Genomic DNA, 19078 nt, shown 5'->3' on the forward strand with positions numbered 1-19078 from the left:
GATAAATTATGCCAAGTTATGCAAATCGCTACATAAGTAGTCTGACACGAGAAACCTACGCACTGATTTTAGCAGGAGGCAGAGGTTCACGCTTACATGAATTAACAAATTGGCGGGCCAAACCTGCGGTTTATTTTGGTGGCAAGCATCGTATTATCGATTTTCCGCTATCAAACTGTATTAATTCAGGTATTCGTCGTGTTGGGATTGCCACACAGTATAAATCGCACTCACTGATCCGCCATGTAAACCGCGCTTGGGGCCACTTTAAAAAAGAACTGGGTGAATCGGTAGAGATATTACCAGCATCACAGCGTTATGGTGAAGAATGGTATTGCGGCACAGCCGATGCAGTGTTTCAAAATATGGATATCATTCGTCATGAGTTACCTAAGTATGTAATGATTTTATCTGGCGATCATGTGTACCGTATGGATTACGGCGGCCTATTGGCAAAACATGTAGAAACAGGTGCAGACATGACGGTGTGCTGCATTGAAGTTCCTTGCGAAGAAGCCGCAGAGACGTTTGGTGTGATGACTGTTGATGAAGAAAAACGAGTGCGTCGTTTTGACGAAAAACCGATAATACCCAGTTCAATTCCTGGTCGTCCTGGAACTTGTTTAGCGTCAATGGGGAATTACATATTTAATACTGAGTTTCTATTTGAACAGCTAAAAAAAGACGCAGAGAATGAAGGTTCAGGACGTGACTTTGGCCATGATATCATTCCGGCAATTATTGAGGAGCATAATGTATTCGCTTTTCCATTTCGAGAGCCGGGTCATGACGGCCAACCTTATTGGCGCGATGTGGGCACACTAGACTCATTTTGGGAAGCAAACATGGAGCTGGTGATGCCAGAGCCACAGCTGGATTTATACGATCCAACTTGGCCTATTTGGACCTATCAAGAGCAACTACCGCCAGCAAAGTTTATTTTTGATAATGATGACAGACGCGGCATGGCTGTCGATTCAACCGTATCAGGCGGCTGTATTATTTCAGGTTCGGTGGTTCGTAAATCACTGTTATTTTCTAATGTACATATTCGTTCATACTGCGTCATTGAAGAGTCGGTAATATTACCGGGTGCGATTATTCAACGTAATTGCCGCATTCGTCGTGCTATTATCGACCGTGGTTGTGAAGTGCCTGCGGGCGTTGAAATTGGTTTTGATCGCAAAGCAGACGAAGAAAATGGTTTCAGAGTATCTAAAAAGGGTATTGTGTTAGTGACCCGTGAAATGCTCACAGAACTTTCCAAAAAACTTGAGCGCCAAGAGCGTGAGAGTAAACAATTAGCTTAAAATATCATACAGTTGTAGGAAGTAAGATAAAGATGCATGTATTAATGGTTGCGGCCGAAAATGACGCTTTACCAAATGCCAAAGTGGGTGGTGTTGCAGATGTACTACGAGATTGTCCCAAAGCATTAGCGGAGCTTGGCTTAACCGTTGATGTGGTTATTCCAGATTATGGTTTTTCCGCGTTAGAGCGTGTGCAATTAGGCACGCTCCATGTGCCCTTTGCCGGATATATCTATGATGTTCAAGTGTGGCAAGTATATGTTGATCAGCAGCAAGTCAGGCAATTAGTTCTATCACATCCGTTATTTAATCAGCACCATGGCGCTGTATACTGTAATGATGATGGTGACCGACCTTTTGCCACCGATGCCACTAAGTTTGCATTATTTAATGCTGCAGTGTGTGAAGCGCTATTGCAAGGTGTGATCACCCGTCCCGATGTGTTGCATTTGCATGATTGGCACAGCGCGTGTGTGGCGGTATTGTTAAAGTTTGATCATCGGTTTGCATCTTTTTCTTCTTTGCGCAGCGTATTTACAGTACACAATATTGCACTGCAAGGGATCCGCCCATTCAAAGGCGATGATTCAAGTTTGGAAGCATGGTTTCCGGCGTTAAGTTATAACGGCGAGATATTATGCGATCCGCGTTATCCTCATTGCTTTAATCCGATGCGCAGCGCTATCAATTTAGTTGATAAGATACATTTAGTATCTCCAAGCTATGCACAAGAAGTATTGCAAGCCAGTCAGCCGCATAATGGTTTTTTTGGTGGTGAAAGCTTAGAGCGGGATTTGAATGATGCGATGACGAACAATAAAGTCGTTGGAATATTAAATGGTTGTGAGTACACGGATCACAATACGCAAACAACCAGTATATTATCACAATTATACTTTGAGATAGAGCAGGCATTGTTTGCTTGGATGGCTAAAGATATCAATTTGCAAAGCAGTTACTATATAGCTCATCAACGGTTACAGCAGTTTATTGAGCAGCCAGTTAAAGGTCCTTTAGTCACCAGTGTTGGACGCCTAACTGATCAAAAAGCTTTGTTACTGCGCCAACCCTATGAAAACCTGCAAGTGCTTGATGCATTGTGTGAAAAGTTAAATGATCAGCAAGGGCGTATGATTATTTTAGGTTCCGGTGATACCGCGCTTGAAAATGTTATCACGGCCGCCATGGCACGAAATAGTAACCTATTATTTTTAAAGGGTTATGGTAATAAAGTTGGCGAACTACTGTATGAGTTAGGGGACTTATTCTTGATGCCTAGCTCTTTTGAACCGTGTGGTATTAGCCAAATGCTTGCTATGCGAGTAGGGCAGCCTTGCTTAGTACACCAAGTTGGTGGTTTAAAAGACACTATTACTCATTTGGAAAATGGTTTTAGCTTTAGTGGTGATACATTACAAACACAAAGCGAGGCACTAGTAGCGTGTTTTGTCGATACTCTAACTCTCAGACAAAAACAACCCAAACAATGGGATGAAATTGTCAGTAATGCTAAGGCTACTCGCTTTACATGGTCTCTCGTAGCAAAGGACTATATCAGTAAACTTTATAATTAATACTACTATTTATCATCTTACTAGCTATAATGGATTGAAATAACATTATGATTTAGTTACTTAGTATTATTTTCTATTTGTAACTAACCATCAATAGTCGAGTTTAAGGGTGAAAAAGTGCAAGTATTTGTTGCGCGCCAAGCAATATTTAATCGTCGTCAACATGTTGTTGCCTACGAATTGTTGTTTCGTAATAGCAGTGATAATTATTTTCCGGATATTGATGAAAGTGTCGCAACAGCAAAACTGATCATGGAAAATCAGCTTAATTTTGGCACGCGTCATATTACATCAGGTAAAAAAGCACTGATTAACATTGGTCCTGATTCCTTAAAGATGGACTTATGTGCATTTTTACCTTCGCAAGATGTGGTACTTGAGCTGCTCGAAACAATTGAGCCGACTGAAGAAAACTATCAGCTATGCCGTGCGCTATTTCAAAAAAATTTTGTGTTAGCACTTGATGACTTTGTATATGAGCCTAAATGGGAAAGGTTTTTAAAACTCGTTAAATTAATCAAATTTGATATTCAAATAACTCCTTTTCAGCAAATTGAACCGCTAATAAAAAGGCTACAAAAATATAAAAAGCTAAAGTTGCTAGCTGAAAAAATTGAAACTATCGATGATTTTAAAATAGCTCATCAGATGGGGTTTGATTATTTTCAGGGTTACTTTTTTGCCAAGCCGGTAGTCATTCAACAAAAAGACATTAATATAAATTACGCACTCGCGTTGACGCTTTATGCACAAGTTATGAAAGAGCATCCTGATATCAATGCGATTTCGCGGTTGTTTCAATTAGATACGGCGTTAGCATTTAAGTTATTAAGATTGATCAACAGCGGTGTATTTCCTGTCCAAAAAGAAATAGAGTCACTCAAACAGGCTTTAGTTTATTTAGGCCATGATCATATAAAGAAGTTTGTTAGTTTGATTATTACCGCTCATGTTGCACAAACGAAACCTAACGAGTTGATCAAAATGTGTATTATTCGCGCGCGATTTTGTGAGCTGATAGCGAAAAAGATAGCGCCTTCACAAGCAAATAGCGCCTTTTTAATCGGTCTTTTTTCGTTGTTAGATGCAATATTAGATCGACCAATGGAGCAATTACTTATACGCTTACCGTTCCCAGAACCAATCAAGGACGCTTTAATGGAAGAAAAAAACACCCTGTATTATATCCTTGCAACAGTGAAAGCGTATGAATCTGGTAGTTGGTGGGCTATGGAGCAAGCAGTTGTATTTATTAATCTAAATAGCGATTTACTGCCTAAGCTTTATCGGGATGCGTTAGACTGGTCAAGTACACATCAGCACAATTAAATAAGTCGAGTTTATCAATAATGCGTAACCAAAATATGGATATTATTCGTGGTCTTGCTGTGCTTGGCTTAATGTACATGAATGCCTATTTCTTTGGTTTATTTGAATTTGGTTATGTACCATTACAGTCCCCACCTTTTTCTGATCATATTATTCAATGGTTGAGTCTTAGTGTCATTGACGGTCGCTTTCGCAGCTTATTTTGCTTACTATTTGGTGCTGGTTTATACATTCAGTGGCAACGTTATCAGCAAGTTGAGCAATTAAAAAAGCGCTTAAAAATATTAGCCGTGTTTGGCTTATTACACGGCTTTTTGTTGTGGGCCGGTGATATTTTATTTATCTATGCGTGTGCGGGCTGGTTGGTTATAAGATACCTTGACGCGAGTGACGAGATGTTATTAAAACGCGGTTGGCAATTTTTATTATTAGCCGCAGCGATAACTTTTTTGATCGCCCTAGTTGAACCAAAATTGACGATATATCGAGATTCGGCTGATTTTTTAGCAAGCTACAATGCTTCACGAGGATCTGCATTCGCTATTTTTGTCAATAATAGTGTGATGTTTCTCGTGATGCTCATTGCGCTTCCGCTGATCACTTTATGGATGACAGCAGGATTAATGCTATTCGGTATCTATGGCTATAAAAATAAACTGTTTGAGACTGGTTTAACTAAATTATACAAGATCAGAGTATTGATAATTGCGCTGCTGTTGAGTGCTATAAGGATCAGTTTTGAATATCAATCTAGCTTATTTATTAGTGCATTAAAAGAACCTGTAAGTTGGTTTGCAGCATTATTCACAGCTCTACTAATTATTCATTTTGTGGTGACGCTGACAACAAAATATAACTTCCAACTTATCACTTTTCAGCGTGTAGGAAGGCTCGCACTGACTTTATATTTAATGCAAACTATTTGCTTGTTATTGTTGTTTAAAGTTTTTTATCCACACTGGGTGTTAAGTTTTAATCATTTAGAATATTATGTATTAGTGAGTGGTTTAGTCATTTTTCAACTTAGTTTTAGTGTGATTTATTCATGTTATTTTAAGCAAGGTCCAATGGAATTTATTTGGAGAAAGTTATCACGCTAGTTTTAAGTGGGCTATGCTCTCTAATAAGTCAGCTTAGTCGGAGTCACATATGAAATATTTTCTGATCATTATTCTAGTTGGCTTTACATTCCATTTAAATGCGCAGGATAAATCTTTTTCAGTACTTTTTGTAAACCCCTCCGTTGAAGGTGACCCTTTTTGGGGCAAAGTACAAAACATCATGACGGTTGCAGCAAAACAAAATAACATTGCCTTGGATGTGATTTATGGTGAGGGAAACCGCTATATACAACTAGCGGAACTTAAGAAATATTTACAGTATCGTGCGTCGCCTGATTATGTGGTACTGCTTAATTATCCCGGAGGCGCAGAACAATCACTGAACCTTTTAGAGCAATACAAAGTGAAATTTATTACGCTCGAGCAAACCATTATCGGTGAAGAACGTAACACTATCGGTGATCCTAAGCAGCATTATAAGTTTTGGTTAGGAGAGATATATCACGACAATTTTATTGCAGGTAAAAAATTAGCGCAAACGCTGATTACGAGTGCTCAACAACGTAATATAATACCTCATGTTATTGCTATAAATGGCCACTATGGCTCAGAGTCTGATGCCCGTAGCGATGGCTTAAAGTCGTATTTAACTGAAAATAAGCTTGAACTGAGTCAAACTGTGTATGCCAGCTGGTCAAAACCAGAAGCGATGGAAAAAACCCGCAAGCTCATTCAGCGTTACCCTCAAACCAATATTATATGGAGCGCGTCAGATTTAATGGCGTTAGGTGCCTACTCTGCGGTAAAAAATGCAGATCAAAAAAATTATATTATTGGTGGATTTGATTGGCTAAATGATAATTTACGTTTGATCAAGCAAGGAAAAATCACCGCAAGCGTTGGCGGCCATTTTATGATGGGCGGGTGGGCGCTAATAACGCTAGTTGACTTGCACGACGGTATTGATTATTGGCAAAGGCACACCGCCATCGCAATTGACTTAGATGTGATCACCGCAAAAAATATTGCGCAGTATGAGCATTTGATTGATGTGCAGGATTGGTCATTTATTGATTTTTCTCGCTATCGGTTACAAAGCAAAGGAAATGTAAGCTACCAGTTTAACGTAAAAAATTTACGCAAAGATTAGCTTACAAGGCAAAATTAACCGCGCAAAAAATGTGGCACTAGTTTAAACTACTGGCCTTTGAAATTAAGATGAAATGACAATGACAGATTTAAAACGATTAAATAAATTTATTAGTGACACTGGTTTTTGTTCACGACGCGAAGCGGATAAATATATTGAAAATGGTCGTGTTACTGTCAATGGTATATGTCCGGAAATGGGTGTAAAGGTTGCAAGTAGCGATATAGTCTTAGTTGATGGTAAAGCACTTAAAAATGTGCCTAAGCGTGCGTACATTGCTTACAATAAACCTGTTGGCATCACCTGTACGACAGAGCGTAAAATTCAAAGTAATATTGTTAAAGCGGTTAACTACCCTGACCGTATTTTTCCAATTGGTCGCCTAGATAGACCATCAGAGGGGTTAATATTTTTAACCAATGAAGGCGATATCGTTAATAAAATCCTACGTGCTGGCAATAACCACGAAAAAGAATATGTTGTAACAGTAGATAAACCATTAAATCGTCAGTTTGTAAATAAAATGGCTGGTGGCATTCCAATTCTAGATACCGTGACCAAAAAGTGCAAAGTTACACAAACAGGCTCGCAGCAATTTACTATTGTATTAACGCAAGGTTTGAATCGTCAAATTCGCCGTATGTGTGAGTATTTAGGCTACGAAGTGGTGACGTTAAAGCGTACTCGTATTATGAATGTTACATTAAAAGGCTTAAAAATAGGGCAGTGGCGTCATTTAACTGAGCAAGAAATGGCAGAAATTAATAATTCGATTGCCGATTCAGGTAAAACAGAAGAGTTATCTGTGGATGAAAACAAACAGCCTACGAATACCAGCAAACTAAAGCAAACACGCATGCCTTATAAAGAAAATGATAAAAAGAATGAGTTTGCAAAGCATGTCAAACAAGGTCGTTTTGTGTCTAAAAATGGTCAATCAGCTGCTAAGCCAGCTAGAAGAAATAGCACCACGCGCACAGGCACATTAAGCCTTAAAAAGTAAAACGCTGAAATAATACTCCTTGGGCCATAACACAGAAGCTGAGATAAAGTTCAGGTTATTTATTTAATAAAAAGGAGTATGAAGCGTTTTATTTTTGTATTATTTTGCATCTAAGTCGGTATTGAGATTATTCATAATTTGGTTGAACTCATCATTTTTTATTAAAACGTCCAAAGCTCTTAGCAGCTTTTGATATAGGTGTTTTGAAAGCGATTTATTACATGCTAAAGAACGTATCATGGTAAAAAAAACTAGCTCTAATTGAATGTTTTCTTTCATGTTTAGCCCATTATCAGTGCTAGAAAAACTAATATCTGCAGCTGTGAAATTGACGCGATTTTTAGCAAGCATACCCAACCCCATTTCAAGCTTTGGAGTTAAATATATATTGTGTCCCATCGAGCTTAAGTATTCCGAGATCCCACTACCTATGTAACTGGCTATACGATACCCCTTAGCATCTTCAAGTGTTTGTATATTGTAATTTTTATTTTTATTACTGTACAAGCCATATCTACTGATGCTAATCGGGCTGATCCAAATGAAGTCAGTTTCGCGCTGCTGAGATCTTTCAATAGGAAATGTACATGTCAGTGGTGAAGATAAGACCGTTTTCATTGCTCGTCCAGGGGGAAAGACGACTACTTTATAGTTAATTTCAGCTATCTCAAATAAACGCCTAATTAGATTGACCGCGTATCCATTTACTGAGTGATGACTGGATACATTAACTAATGGTGGAACCGGATAAGTTATTAATGTAATAGTCGTGAGGTCAGAGTTAGGGGTAGTAATTGTTGTAGCTATAATATGACTTGTGAGAATGAGTGCGCTGATAATATTCATTTTATGTATTGCTCGGGTAATTTTGGCCAAGGTGCACTATCTGTTTTTAACCACAGTTCGGCTTTTTGGATATTATTTAGTTTCGGGGGGCATTCCATATTTGGGTATTTTTCGGCAATTTGTATAAGTCGTTCATCAATTTCATGAGCTAAATTATTCATGGCTTCAGTGGGGGTAACTAAGTTATTCAGAGCAGGGATAATATGTTGCCACCATGCACTAGCAAGATAGGCATATTCTGGTACATTTGTGCCAGTTGGTGTCCACAAGTCACTAATTTTACTGCGATAAAATTCAACTAAACCACCAAATCGAGGTGCGTTTTCTGTAACAAAATCGCTCTGAATATCTGTCTGTCTAATAAAACTGCCGCTAACTAAGAATTTTTCCGTAGTGACAGATTTAGATACGGTGAATTGAGCAAAAAGCCATGCAGAAATAAGCTTTTCTTCAGGGGTGTTTTTTAAGAACGTCCAAGCCCCGATGTCTTGATAACCATTTTTCATCCCTGCTTTCCAATATGAGCTTACAGGAGATGGTGCGAGTCTCCATAAAGGTTCACCGTCGGGAGAAGTTAATTTGCTTCTCGACATTAGCTCAGGAACAAAAGCCGTATAGAAAAATATTTGTTGTGCAACATCTCCTTGACCTAAAGTGATGGCAGTGTGTTTAAAACTATTTTTTATTGTGTTTGGGTTAGCATATAGTTTTAGCCAAGATAAATACTTTTTTAGTGAGTAAATTGCGGCAGGTGAGTTCAAAGCACCGCCGCGCTCAACTGAAGCGCCGACAGGCTGGCAACCTTCGACTCTTATTCCCCAGTCATCTACCGGTTGGCCATTAGGTAACCCAATATCTGATGCCCCCGCCATACTCAGCCATCCATCGGAGATCCGCCAACCAACTGAGGGGTCTGCTCCACCGTAATCAGAGTGTCCCCACACTTTGATGCTATCAATATATTTAATATCGTTAGTAAAAAAATTTGCAATGTCCTCATAGCTTTGCCAATCTTTTGCTACACCTAGCGGATAACCATATTTAGCAATAAACTTTTCTTTAAATTCGGCTCTGGTAAACCAGTCATGTCGATACCAATATAGAGATGCAAATTGTTGACTTGGAAGCTGATAGAGCACCCCACTAGGTGACGTTGTGTATTTTGTACCAATGAAGTCAGCTAAATCTAAGGTTGGAAGGGTATACTGTTTCCACTGGTTAGATATGTAGTCTGAAATTGGAACTGTGACACCTCTACGGTAGTGAGTACCAAGAAAGTCCGCATCGTTTACGTATGCATCATAAATATGAAGACCCATATCCATTTGTACTTGAAGCTTTTTTACTAAATCGTCTTCTTCGGTGATCTCAAAGTTAACCCTAATTCCAGTTAGCTCATAAAATAATTTTGTAAGAATATCCGCTTCGTATCTATGTACGGCTAGATCTTCAGCTACGACACGGATGGACGTGCCTCGCAATGATTTAGATGCTGCAACAAACCATGCTAACTCTTCATACTGTTGATTTTTGTCTAAAGAAGTATGTGGTAACTGTCGCTGCACTGATTCAATTAGTGCAGCGTTGTGTTGGGATAGAACTTGCGTATTGTTTGCAAGAGCATGCTCAAGTGCTGCTGCATTGAGGGTGAATACAGTCGTCAGAGGTGCCATCGCTCTTAAACACCTCCAGATTATTCTCATTTGACTTTGAACCCTTTAATAATATGCACTAATTGTGTGTTTGTATCAGTCAAACATTGCATAGAGTGTGAATTAGTACCGTCTTGCTCAACAAGTGTGTTCACGATTTCTCTGATATTGACCATGCTGCTATCAATCTGCTTGGAGACGGCACTTTGCTCCTCTGCTGCTGTTGCTATTTGAAAGCTAAGTTCATGTATGTGGTTAATTGCTTCAGCAACATCATCCAAGCCTTGATTAACGGATGAAGTATGCTTGGCAGTTATATCTGTACAGCTTCTGGTTTTTTCAATAGAGCTGACCACCGAGGCTACTCCACCATTTAATTGACTAAGTTTCGTATTAATTTCCTCTGTGCTTTCTTGTGTTCGAGCTGCAAGGGCTCTGACTTCATCGGCTACAACAGCAAAACCTCTCCCTTGTTCACCAGCACGAGCCGATTCTATTGCTGCGTTTAAAGCCAGTAAATTCGTTTGCTCGGCAATGCTTGATATGCCATCTAGGATCGGGGTAATGTCTTGCACATGTTGGCTCATTTGCGTTACTTCCTTTGTCGCTAACTCCACAGTTTGAAATAACTCATCAACCGAGACGGATGCCTTGCGGACTAAACCTTTAGAGCTCAATGCTTGTTCTTTAACTTTTTCTATAAATTCGGCTGTGCTGTTTGAATTGTTCGCCACTTCGTCTGAAGTTGCACTCATTTCGGTGATTGCAGTCACTATTTGGTCCGTTTCCTCAGCATGAGAAAGTAATGTTTGTTTACTGTATTCGGATCCTGAATACAATTGGTTCAATGATTGGGTAATAGCATCGCTTGATGCTGAAATATTAGCAACCATGGATTGAAGGTACTCAATAAAGCGGTTAACTGAGATGGATATCTCATCAATCTCATCACCTCTGCCAATATTTAAACGCCGAGTTAGATCTGCCTCCCCTGCAGAAAGCTCGTCAATGCTTTGTTTTAGTCTAGCTAACCTGTCAAGTAGTTTCCAAGCGCCGATGGCGACAATAAAAAATAATAAAAGCAATAGAGGGATCTGAATTGAGAGCAATATTCTCATTAATGCTGACGTTTGTTGTCTCAAGGCACTACTAGGGATGTTTACAGCCACAAGCCATGGTGTACCAGAAACTTCCATAATAAGTATGGTCAGTTCCTCATCATTAATACCGTTATATTCATTTATTAATGAAGTAACCGATGACAACTGAGTTTTTACGAGTTGGCTAGCAAAGCTAGAGGAGTCTTGAAATTCTTGAATATTATGAAGTAGAATTGATCCGTCGATAGCACTAGAATTACTGACAATCGTACCATCGCGTTCTAAAATCATGACTTGTGCATTTAATTTTTTTTCACTATTTTCCGCAAGAATGTTAAAGAAACCGAGTGTGATATCTATTGTCGCTACGCCATAAAGATCCATGCTATTATAAATACCCATAGCGCAATTAGTTCTTGCTTCTATGCTCGCATCATCACGATACGCTTTAGCCCATGCGCACTCACCTTTTGGTGCATTGCTACCATTGTTGTACCAAACTTGTTCGAAGTAGTTAGGAGCTTCAGTAGAATTCCAATAAGTGTTTTTACTCATTTTATCTTGGTCATCTCTGTGAAAAAAAGTGCTGAATTTAATTTTTCCTTTTTCTCGTTTATTGGGCAAAGGCCATATTCCGCCGCCGAACACTTTCTTCTCGCCGTATTGATCTAAAAGATGTGGAAGTAATTTATCAATTTCAGAGCTTTGCAGAGTAGGGGTTAACTGAGTGATTGCTCTTTGCTGGGCTTTAACTTGATCTAACTCACGAAGTATATAATTACTGATCTGTGATATTTCATTTTCGACCAATTTAGACTCAATTTTAATAAGCTTTGGCGTAACAAGTTTGTTAAGTATGGTCATAGTTAGCACTATCAATACTATGAAAAATAAAAGCATAGATAAACTAAGAATAGATTTTATTTTTACTATCATTTAACGCTCTCCAAATGCCCCGATACTTACAAAGCATTGTATATTTACAATATATTTCCAAGTGTAGCGGATTTTCTCTAAGGTGCAATTAAGGGAGGGGGCATTTCTGTGAGTTTTAGGTATTGTTTGCTTTATTATATATCTGCTAACAGTACTAGTAGACACAAGCTATAACTATTAAATTAAGGTTAGTGCTTATTTTCAGTGGTTGCAGTCATATCTTAGCCGGTAATTTAAATAAAGTTGTATGCTATTAACTACTAAGCATATCACTAAGGAGTACTCATTGTGCTCCTTAGTGATATTTAACCTTAGGTATCTTGCCTTTTAGGCACTTCAATTTTAAATAGTACCGTATAAAGCACTGGCACTACGATTAAGGTCAGCACGGTTGCAAAGCCTAATCCAAACATAATTGTTACCGCCATAGACTGGAAGAACACATCAAATAATAATGGGATCATGCCTAAAATAGTGGTTATGGCTGCCATGGCAACAGGGCGTACACGGCTGACACCTGAATCAAATACCGCTTGGTAGGGGGCTTTCCCTTCACTAAGTTCTAGGTTTATTTGATCTACTAACACAATTCCATTCTTAATAAGCATACCGCTTAAACTGAGTAAGCCTAGCAGTGCCATAAAGCTAAAAGCTGCATTCATTAATAACAAGCCAGCACTGACACCAATTATGGCAAGAGGTACGGTTGCCCAAATCACTAATGGCTTTTTAACTGAGTTAAATAACAACACAGTGACAGCAAACATCGCTAAATAGCCCAGTGGTAAAGAGCCAAAAATAGCTTTTTGCGCTTTAGTGGAAGATTCAAACTCGCCGCCCCATTGCAATTCATAACCGTGGGGAAGCTCAATCGCTTCAACGCCAGCTCTTACTCTAGCAAATAGCTTTGCGGGTGTTTCATCGCCAATGACATCATGATCGGCCATCACTGTGATGGTACGCTTGCGGTCACGACGCATTATTAGGCTGTCTTCCCATTCAACAACAAAGTCATCAACCACTTGAGTAACGGGCACAAATACACCTAATACAGGGCTGTAGATTTGTAAGTCACGCAGGCTTTCAACATTTAAGCGTTCTTCAGCAGGGGAGCGGGCTATGATCGGTAATTGTTGAGTGCCATCTTTATAAACCCCCACTTTTTTACCCGATAAACTGGTTAACAACAGTTGATCTAAGTCTGTCTTAGCAATGCCCAAGCGTCGTGCTTTTTGCTCATTCAATTGTGGTCGAATAAGTTTTGAGCGTTCACGCCAATCATCACGAACATTATACGCTCCCGCATCTTGGCTAAAGAGTTGTTTGGCTTGTTTTGCTAATTGTCGTAGCACCACTGGATCCGCTCCCGAAAAACGGGCTTCTATCTTTGCATCAGTAGATGGGCCAATTTCCATGCGTTTAATTTTAAGTTTGGCATCAAAAACATGGCTGTGCTCATAGTCTCTTACTTTGGCAATCATGGTTGCAACGGCTTCACGGTCTTTAACCCGAATGATCAATTGGCCGTAGGCGGGGTATGATTTTTCGGGCGCGTAGGTCAACATAAAGCGCGGTGCGCCTTGGCCGATTGTTGATGTTACTTCTTCGACCAGTTCATCTTTTTGTAAAAAGGCCTCGAGTTTGGCAACGCCATCTAATGTCGCGTGAATATCAGCGCCTTGCGTATGCCAATAATCTACGTAAAACATCGGGGTGTTAGAGGCTGGAAAAAAGGCTTGCTTAATAAACTTGAAACCAAACACGGAACTGACAAGTAGTACCACCATCAGCAATAAAGTGGTTTTACGAAAACGCATTGCGGTGCTTAATAGGCTTTTATAGCAGTTAAATATGATGCCTTGGTATGGATCTTCAGCGTGACTTTGCTCTTTTAACTCAGATTCTTTAAACATTAAATCAGCAAAGAATGGGGTTAGCGTAATAGCAGTGATCCAGCTCAGTAATAACGAGATAAATAGTACCCAAAATAAACTACCCGCAAACTCTCCACTGGCATCAGAGCTTAAACCAATAGGTGCAAATGCGGTTATCGCAATCACGGTTGCACCAAGTAAAGGCCATTTTGTTTGCTGTACAATATTTGTCGCAGCTTGGACTTTTGTTTGCCCTCGTTTCAGGTTTATTAGTATACCTTCGGTGACCACGATAGCGTTATCAACCAGCATACCTAAGGCGATGATCAGCGCGCCTAACGAGATACGTTGTAAATCTATGGCAAATAGTTTCATGAATATGAAAGTACCGAGTACGGTAAGTAGTAAAATTGCGCCAATCAGTACACCACTTTTAAACCCCATAAATACGAGTAGTACAATGATCACAATCGCAACGGCTTCAAGCAAGCTAACAATAAAGCCACTGACTGATTTTTCTACTTCAACGGGTTGGTTATAAACTGTGTTTATTTCCATGCCATGAGGACGCTGGTATTCTAGTGATGCTAAATGCGTGTGGATGTTATCGCCAACATCGACCACATTAACGCCCGTGCTAAAAGAAATACCCACCATTAATGCTTGCTGCTGATTAAAGCGCATTACATTATTCGGCACTTCTGCGTATTCACGGTATACCGTTGCCACATCACCCAAGTAAATAAGCTCACTGGCACCTGGTTTTGAGATCAATAGGTTTTCAAGCTCTTTTACGTCTTTAAATTCGCCCGTTGGGTGTAGCCTGATTGATTCATCACCGACACGTACTTTACCTGCGTTCGATACCGTGTTTTGTGATTGTAATAATTGATAAATTCTATTGGGTGCAATGCCTAGCTGGGCAAGTTTGCGGGTTGATATTTCTACCATTACTTGCGCTTGTTGTTCGCCGCTGACAGTCACTTTACTGACCCCCTCAACGAGCACCAGCTCACGTTTTAAGAAATCCACGTAATCTTTTAATTCATCGTATGAGTAGCCATCACCCGTTACCGCATACATTACTCCGTATACATCACCAAAGTCATCCAAGATAGTACTTGGGTAAACGCCGCTGGGCAGTGTTGCAGCATTATCGTTAATCTTACGGCGCAACTCATCCCAAATTTGTCGTAAGTCTTGTTTACGATAGGTATTTTTCATTTCTACGGTGATTTGGGATTTACCAGGAGATGAAATACTGGTTACATAATCAACGTAGGGTAATTGTTGAATTGCATTTTCTATTGGGAAAGTAACTTCTTCTTCCACTTGCTGAGGTGACGCACCGGGGTACAAGGTGATCACCATGGCTTTTTTGAGTGTGAACTCTGGATCCTCTAGTTGTCCAAGGCCAAAATAAGACACCGCACCACCGATTAATAACAGCAGTGCAAACATCCAGCTAACCACTTTTTGTTTAATGGCAATTTCTGCAAAACTCATTGTTATAAGCCTCGCTCTTTTTGCCATGGACGAACTTGCATACCTTCTTCTAAATAGTGAACCCCAGCGGCAACTACAGTTTGCCCTTGCTTAATACCTGAGAGTACTTCAATGCCACTACGGTGCAATTGGCCTACAGCTACAGCTTGCTTATTTACTTTGCCCGTTTCTGGGTCATATACCCAAACATAACTGTTATTTGCAGATTCAGTTGGCTCAGAAAACACCGCTTCAACAGGCAATAAAACATAGCGTGATTGGGAATGGGTTATTTTGCTCAAATCAATATCGACACGTCCTGTCATACCTGCGAGTAAATTAAAATCCTTTGGGACAGGTAATGAAAAAACCACCTTGTAAGTCAGTGTGGCAGGATCTGCTTGTGTATCGAATTCTTTGATTGTTAATGTATAAGATTTATTGGGGAAACCGTCAAAAACAACACTTGGTTGATAGATAGCATCTTTATCTATGCGAGCAATAAGTTTTTCGGGTACTTGGATAATAACATCCATTAAATCACGGGTTTCTAGGCGCAGTATATTTTGCTTGGCTTGAATGTTTTCATAGTTTTTAACAAATACTTTTGCCACGGTGCCACTAAAAGGTGCGCGCAATTCGCTGTTATCTAAGTTTGTTTTCGCTATTTTTAAGGCTGATTCTGCTACCTGTTTATTAGCGAGGGCTTGATCAAGCTCTGATTGACTAGTGATAGATTTATCAAATAGGGTCGCCACGCGCTCTAATTGCGATTGCGCTAATTCAAATCGCGCTTTACGCTCTTCATATTGCAGTTGAAAATCTTCAGGATCGAGCTTAGCGAGTAACTGATCTTTTTCAACGTGTTGACCTGACAGTGCAGGGAACTTTAATAACTCACCATTGACCCGAAAGGCTAAGTAAGAGCCTTGATTTGCCACTACTTCGGCTGGAAAACTACGAATTGTCTCGTCGGAATTGCTATTTATGGCAAATAATTTTACAGGGCGAACTGGTTGCTCGACCTCTGTATCAATATTTGCTTCCTTACAGGCGACTAAACTCAGCATTAATGTCGTTATGATTAAAACTGGCGACAGTTTCATGGTCTTCTCCGTGGTTATGAAAACATAAATTGAGTGCAGCATACGCCGCAAACATATAAAATAAAAATTATTAAATTTTAAAAAGATCATAAATAAAATTTATGAAATTTGCGAGAGTACGCTATGAATCTTGTTCAATTAAGGATGCTTGATGCCATTGTAAGTACCCAAAGCCTTTCAAAAGCGGCGAGTGTATTACATAAATCGCAACCTGCGTTGACGTTAGCAATCAAAAAATTAGAAGCAGAGCTTGGATTTGAATTGCTCGATCGTAACCAATATCGGTTAGCACTTACAGAAAAAGGTCGATTGTTTCATCGAGAAGCACAACTGTTGCTCAATGCGCAATCTCATTTAACGCAGCTAGCCAGTGAATTAGCGCTTGGTAATGAAGCTAACTTTAAAATTTGTTACGAACAACTTTGTCATGCGTCACAGTATAACGATATTATTTGTGATGCTTTTACCCAGTACCAAAGTACAGAGTTTAGCGTAAGCAGTGGAAAACGCTTTGCTTCTTTGGAGCAAGTGAATAAGTCACAGGCTGATTTAGGTATTGGTCCGTGGTTTGATTTATTTCATGCCACAGGGGACTTAGAAAGTATGCCTATTGGAAAGCTCGATATTGGTCTGGTGTGTGCAAATAACTTAATGCCTAAGCAACTTAATTATCAACAGCTTCAGCATTATCCTTGTTTAGCTATGTTTGAAAGCGAGATGAGTTTTGACTCCGAGCGGTTATCTTATTCAAAAGGCTCTGCGATAATGAAAATAGACGACATCGCTACGTTAAAATCATTTTTAATTTCAGGCGCAGGTTGGGCGATGATAAGTTTAGCTCATTGCCAAACAGAGCTTGACTCAGGGCTATTACAACGTGTTGAAATATTTGATAGAGAGCATACATTTAGTGCTCAAATTAGAGTGTTTAGGCAGTATTCAGTGCATCACGGGCCAGTTGCACGCGCAATCTGGCAGGGTTTTAAGCAAGCAAGCGAGCAGTTTTTAAATGGATGACAGCCAAGCAAGCAAAGAAGATAAAATTTATACCGTAATGGCGAATATTCCCCTTGGCTGCGTTGCAAGTTATGGACAAGTCGCTGCGATGGCTGGGCTTGCAAGTAATGCGCGTTTGGTGGGGCGATTGCTAAAATTAATGCCTAAAGATTCAGTTATTCCGTGGCATCGAGTGATCAATAGCCAAGGTAAAATATCGTTTCCTGAAGGGTCCCCTCAATACCTTAAGCAATATCAATTATTACAAAGCGAGGGGATCATCTTTAAAAATGGCAAAGTGAATATGCGCATTTATCGTTGGCAGTAACATTAATATATATATTTGCTGATCGAAATATAATGGCAAACACAGCCCGCAATAACAAAAACATGCCATATAGCGTGACTAAATTGGCGTTGTTTAGCACTGTAAAACAGCGTCCCTAGGCTGTAAAGAATTCCGCCTGCGAGTAACCACCATAGTGCATTGAGCGGTACGCTTAAATACAGAGGATAAATTATAGCCACTGCAAACCAACCCATTAATAAATAGGTAGCTAGTGACACTTTCTTGTTTTGGTTTGTTACGCATAATTTGTAGCACACTCCGCCAAGAGCAAGGGACCATATAAATATTAAAGGCAAAATTGCCCACAGCCCACTTAAAGACAGCACTAAAAAGGGAGTGTAAGTACCTGCAATCAATAGATAAATAGCACAGTGATCACATTTTTTATAGATAGCGCGAGCACGTAAACTAAGACTATTGTGATAAAGCGTAGACGATAAAAATAGTAAAAATAAGCTCACACCATACACTACGGCACTGATCATCTGCGCATAACTTTGCGATTTTGTCAGCAGTTCCCACAACACATAGAGTGAAAAAATAACCCCAGCCCCATGTGAAAGCACATTAAGTTGCTCTTCTTTTACAGAATAAGCAGATACAACACTCATAGTATACTCATAGATAGTAATAAACTATTTCAGTGTACAAGTGTACGCTAAAGTTATCAAACAAAGGAATACACCAAATAATGGTTAATTTGACCAGTTTAATGGTCAAAAATATTTTCAGAAGAATGTGTTTTTAAAATTTTTTTATAAATTGTTTTTACTTTCAATTAGTTAAAAATCATTTCTCACTTGGCACAACCTTTGATTAAGTAATAGCGACTAACTTAATAACACAATAGGGAATACCATTATGAAAAGCATTATCAAACTATCTGTTGCAGCACTTTTGGTTGTTGGTTCTACACAAGCAAGTGCAAATGACGGTCAATTAGACATCACTCAAACGCTATCCAACAGCATCGCACATTATATTGAAAGTACGAGTAATGAATTACAAAGCAAATTAAAACAGTCATTGTTTAGTGATTCGCAAAAAATGTTAACCGAACAGCTTTCACAGCAAAGTGAACAATCAGCTAAAGTAGCGGAAAATACATCACAACTCGTTGCAACTAGCAATGCAGTAAAAGTTGAGGGTTAAGGTAATGAGCAGCGAATTAGGATTATTAGCTTTAATGTTAGCACCTGTGGTGAGCTTGTTAAGTGCATATGCGTCAGTTGAACTACTGCGCAATGTGGGGCAATGGCTAAACTTAGGTTGATTGGAATATAGATAAGTAATAGCCAGTAACATTG

Annotated in this window: 15 protein-coding genes; 9 read left to right on the forward strand and 6 right to left on the reverse strand. The window is 39.4% G+C overall.

The annotated features are described in order from the left end of the window. Nucleotides 1-8 precede the first annotated feature (8 nt). From glgC to rluF, 6 genes are all read left to right on the forward strand, one after another. Complete coding sequence (gene glgC, locus J7338_RS14345; protein WP_210797693.1) at nt 9-1310, forward strand: glucose-1-phosphate adenylyltransferase; 1302 nt, start codon at nt 9-11, stop codon at nt 1308-1310. Between the two features lie 32 nt (nt 1311-1342). After that, a complete protein-coding gene (locus J7338_RS14350) occupies nt 1343-2884 on the forward strand; it encodes a glycogen synthase (RefSeq protein WP_210797694.1) in 1542 nt (513 codons plus the stop codon). Between the two features lie 117 nt (nt 2885-3001). Continuing rightward, nucleotides 3002-4213 (forward strand): EAL and HDOD domain-containing protein, encoded by a 1212-nt coding sequence (locus tag J7338_RS14355; protein WP_210797695.1) that lies wholly within the window; start codon nt 3002-3004, stop codon nt 4211-4213. Nucleotides 4214-4233: 20 nt separating this feature from the next. Then, on the forward strand, nt 4234-5313 hold the full coding sequence (locus tag J7338_RS14360; RefSeq protein ID WP_228732999.1) for a DUF418 domain-containing protein: 1080 nt from the start codon (nt 4234-4236) through the stop codon (nt 5311-5313). Between the two features lie 49 nt (nt 5314-5362). Next, a complete protein-coding gene (locus J7338_RS14365) occupies nt 5363-6424 on the forward strand; it encodes an ABC transporter substrate-binding protein (protein ID WP_210797696.1) in 1062 nt (353 codons plus the stop codon). A gap of 79 nt (nt 6425-6503) precedes the next feature. Further along, the gene (gene rluF, locus J7338_RS14370) at nt 6504-7427 is read left to right on the forward strand and encodes a 23S rRNA pseudouridine(2604) synthase RluF (RefSeq protein ID WP_210797697.1); all 924 of its coding nucleotides are present in this window, start codon (nt 6504-6506) and stop codon (nt 7425-7427) included. Between the two features lie 99 nt (nt 7428-7526). Here the strand turns inward: rluF and J7338_RS14375 are convergent, their stop codons facing one another. The 5 genes from J7338_RS14375 to J7338_RS14395 form a co-directional block, all read right to left on the reverse strand. Beyond that, nucleotides 7527-8273 carry a substrate-binding periplasmic protein gene (locus J7338_RS14375; protein ID WP_210797698.1) on the reverse strand — a complete coding sequence of 249 codons (747 nt, stop codon included), beginning with the start codon at nt 8271-8273 and terminating at the stop codon, nt 7527-7529. Continuing rightward, the gene (locus tag J7338_RS14380) at nt 8270-9946 is read right to left on the reverse strand and encodes an ABC transporter substrate-binding protein (protein ID WP_210797699.1); all 1677 of its coding nucleotides are present in this window, start codon (nt 9944-9946) and stop codon (nt 8270-8272) included. Before J7338_RS14380 ends, J7338_RS14375 begins: the two co-directional genes overlap by 4 nt. A gap of 26 nt (nt 9947-9972) precedes the next feature. After that, nucleotides 9973-11961, reverse strand: a complete 1989-nt coding sequence (locus J7338_RS14385) for a methyl-accepting chemotaxis protein (RefSeq protein WP_210797700.1) — start codon at nt 11959-11961, stop codon at nt 9973-9975. 311 nt (nt 11962-12272) lie between these two features. Beyond that, nucleotides 12273-15341, reverse strand: a complete 3069-nt coding sequence (locus J7338_RS14390) for an efflux RND transporter permease subunit (RefSeq protein WP_210797701.1) — start codon at nt 15339-15341, stop codon at nt 12273-12275. A gap of 2 nt (nt 15342-15343) precedes the next feature. After that, the gene (locus J7338_RS14395) at nt 15344-16426 is read right to left on the reverse strand and encodes an efflux RND transporter periplasmic adaptor subunit (RefSeq protein WP_210797702.1); all 1083 of its coding nucleotides are present in this window, start codon (nt 16424-16426) and stop codon (nt 15344-15346) included. A 123-nt stretch (nt 16427-16549) separates the two neighbouring features. Between J7338_RS14395 and J7338_RS14400 the strand changes: the two genes are divergently transcribed. Both J7338_RS14400 and J7338_RS14405 read left to right on the forward strand, forming a co-directional pair. Then, complete coding sequence (locus tag J7338_RS14400) at nt 16550-17443, forward strand: LysR family transcriptional regulator (protein ID WP_210797703.1); 894 nt, start codon at nt 16550-16552, stop codon at nt 17441-17443. Continuing rightward, nucleotides 17436-17750, forward strand: a complete 315-nt coding sequence (locus tag J7338_RS14405) for an MGMT family protein (RefSeq protein ID WP_210797704.1) — start codon at nt 17436-17438, stop codon at nt 17748-17750. Before J7338_RS14400 ends, J7338_RS14405 begins: the two co-directional genes overlap by 8 nt. A 2-nt stretch (nt 17751-17752) precedes the next feature. Here the strand turns inward: J7338_RS14405 and trhA are convergent, their stop codons facing one another. Then, the gene (gene trhA / locus J7338_RS14410; protein WP_210797705.1) at nt 17753-18382 is read right to left on the reverse strand and encodes a PAQR family membrane homeostasis protein TrhA; all 630 of its coding nucleotides are present in this window, start codon (nt 18380-18382) and stop codon (nt 17753-17755) included. Between the two features lie 250 nt (nt 18383-18632). On the opposite strand from trhA, the gene J7338_RS14415 reads away from it, so the two are divergent. Further along, nucleotides 18633-18923, forward strand: a complete 291-nt coding sequence (locus tag J7338_RS14415; protein WP_210797706.1) for a hypothetical protein — start codon at nt 18633-18635, stop codon at nt 18921-18923. Nucleotides 18924-19078 lie beyond the last annotated feature (155 nt).

The organism is Pseudoalteromonas ostreae (assembly GCF_018069805.1).
Taxonomy (GTDB): domain Bacteria; phylum Pseudomonadota; class Gammaproteobacteria; order Enterobacterales; family Alteromonadaceae; genus Pseudoalteromonas; species Pseudoalteromonas ostreae.

Excerpts from the sequence above, each read along its gene's own strand:
- J7338_RS14405 (WP_210797704.1), top strand. The coding sequence starts at position 17,436 with ATGGATGACAGCCAAGCAAGCAAAGAAGATAAAATTTATACCGTAATG.
- J7338_RS14385 (WP_210797700.1), bottom strand. The coding sequence starts at position 11,961 with ATGATAGTAAAAATAAAATCTATTCTTAGTTTATCTATGCTTTTATTT.
- J7338_RS14375 (WP_210797698.1), bottom strand. The coding sequence starts at position 8,273 with ATGAATATTATCAGCGCACTCATTCTCACAAGTCATATTATAGCTACA.
- J7338_RS14395 (WP_210797702.1), bottom strand. The coding sequence starts at position 16,426 with ATGAAACTGTCGCCAGTTTTAATCATAACGACATTAATGCTGAGTTTA.
- J7338_RS14380 (WP_210797699.1), bottom strand. The coding sequence starts at position 9,946 with ATGGCACCTCTGACGACTGTATTCACCCTCAATGCAGCAGCACTTGAG.
- trhA (WP_210797705.1), bottom strand. The coding sequence starts at position 18,382 with ATGAGTGTTGTATCTGCTTATTCTGTAAAAGAAGAGCAACTTAATGTG.
- J7338_RS14350 (WP_210797694.1), top strand. The coding sequence starts at position 1,343 with ATGCATGTATTAATGGTTGCGGCCGAAAATGACGCTTTACCAAATGCC.
- J7338_RS14365 (WP_210797696.1), top strand. The coding sequence starts at position 5,363 with ATGAAATATTTTCTGATCATTATTCTAGTTGGCTTTACATTCCATTTA.
- J7338_RS14415 (WP_210797706.1), top strand. The coding sequence starts at position 18,633 with ATGAAAAGCATTATCAAACTATCTGTTGCAGCACTTTTGGTTGTTGGT.
- rluF (WP_210797697.1), top strand. The coding sequence starts at position 6,504 with ATGACAGATTTAAAACGATTAAATAAATTTATTAGTGACACTGGTTTT.
- J7338_RS14360 (WP_228732999.1), top strand. The coding sequence starts at position 4,234 with ATGCGTAACCAAAATATGGATATTATTCGTGGTCTTGCTGTGCTTGGC.
- glgC (WP_210797693.1), top strand. The coding sequence starts at position 9 with ATGCCAAGTTATGCAAATCGCTACATAAGTAGTCTGACACGAGAAACC.
- J7338_RS14390 (WP_210797701.1), bottom strand. The coding sequence starts at position 15,341 with ATGAGTTTTGCAGAAATTGCCATTAAACAAAAAGTGGTTAGCTGGATG.
- J7338_RS14400 (WP_210797703.1), top strand. The coding sequence starts at position 16,550 with ATGAATCTTGTTCAATTAAGGATGCTTGATGCCATTGTAAGTACCCAA.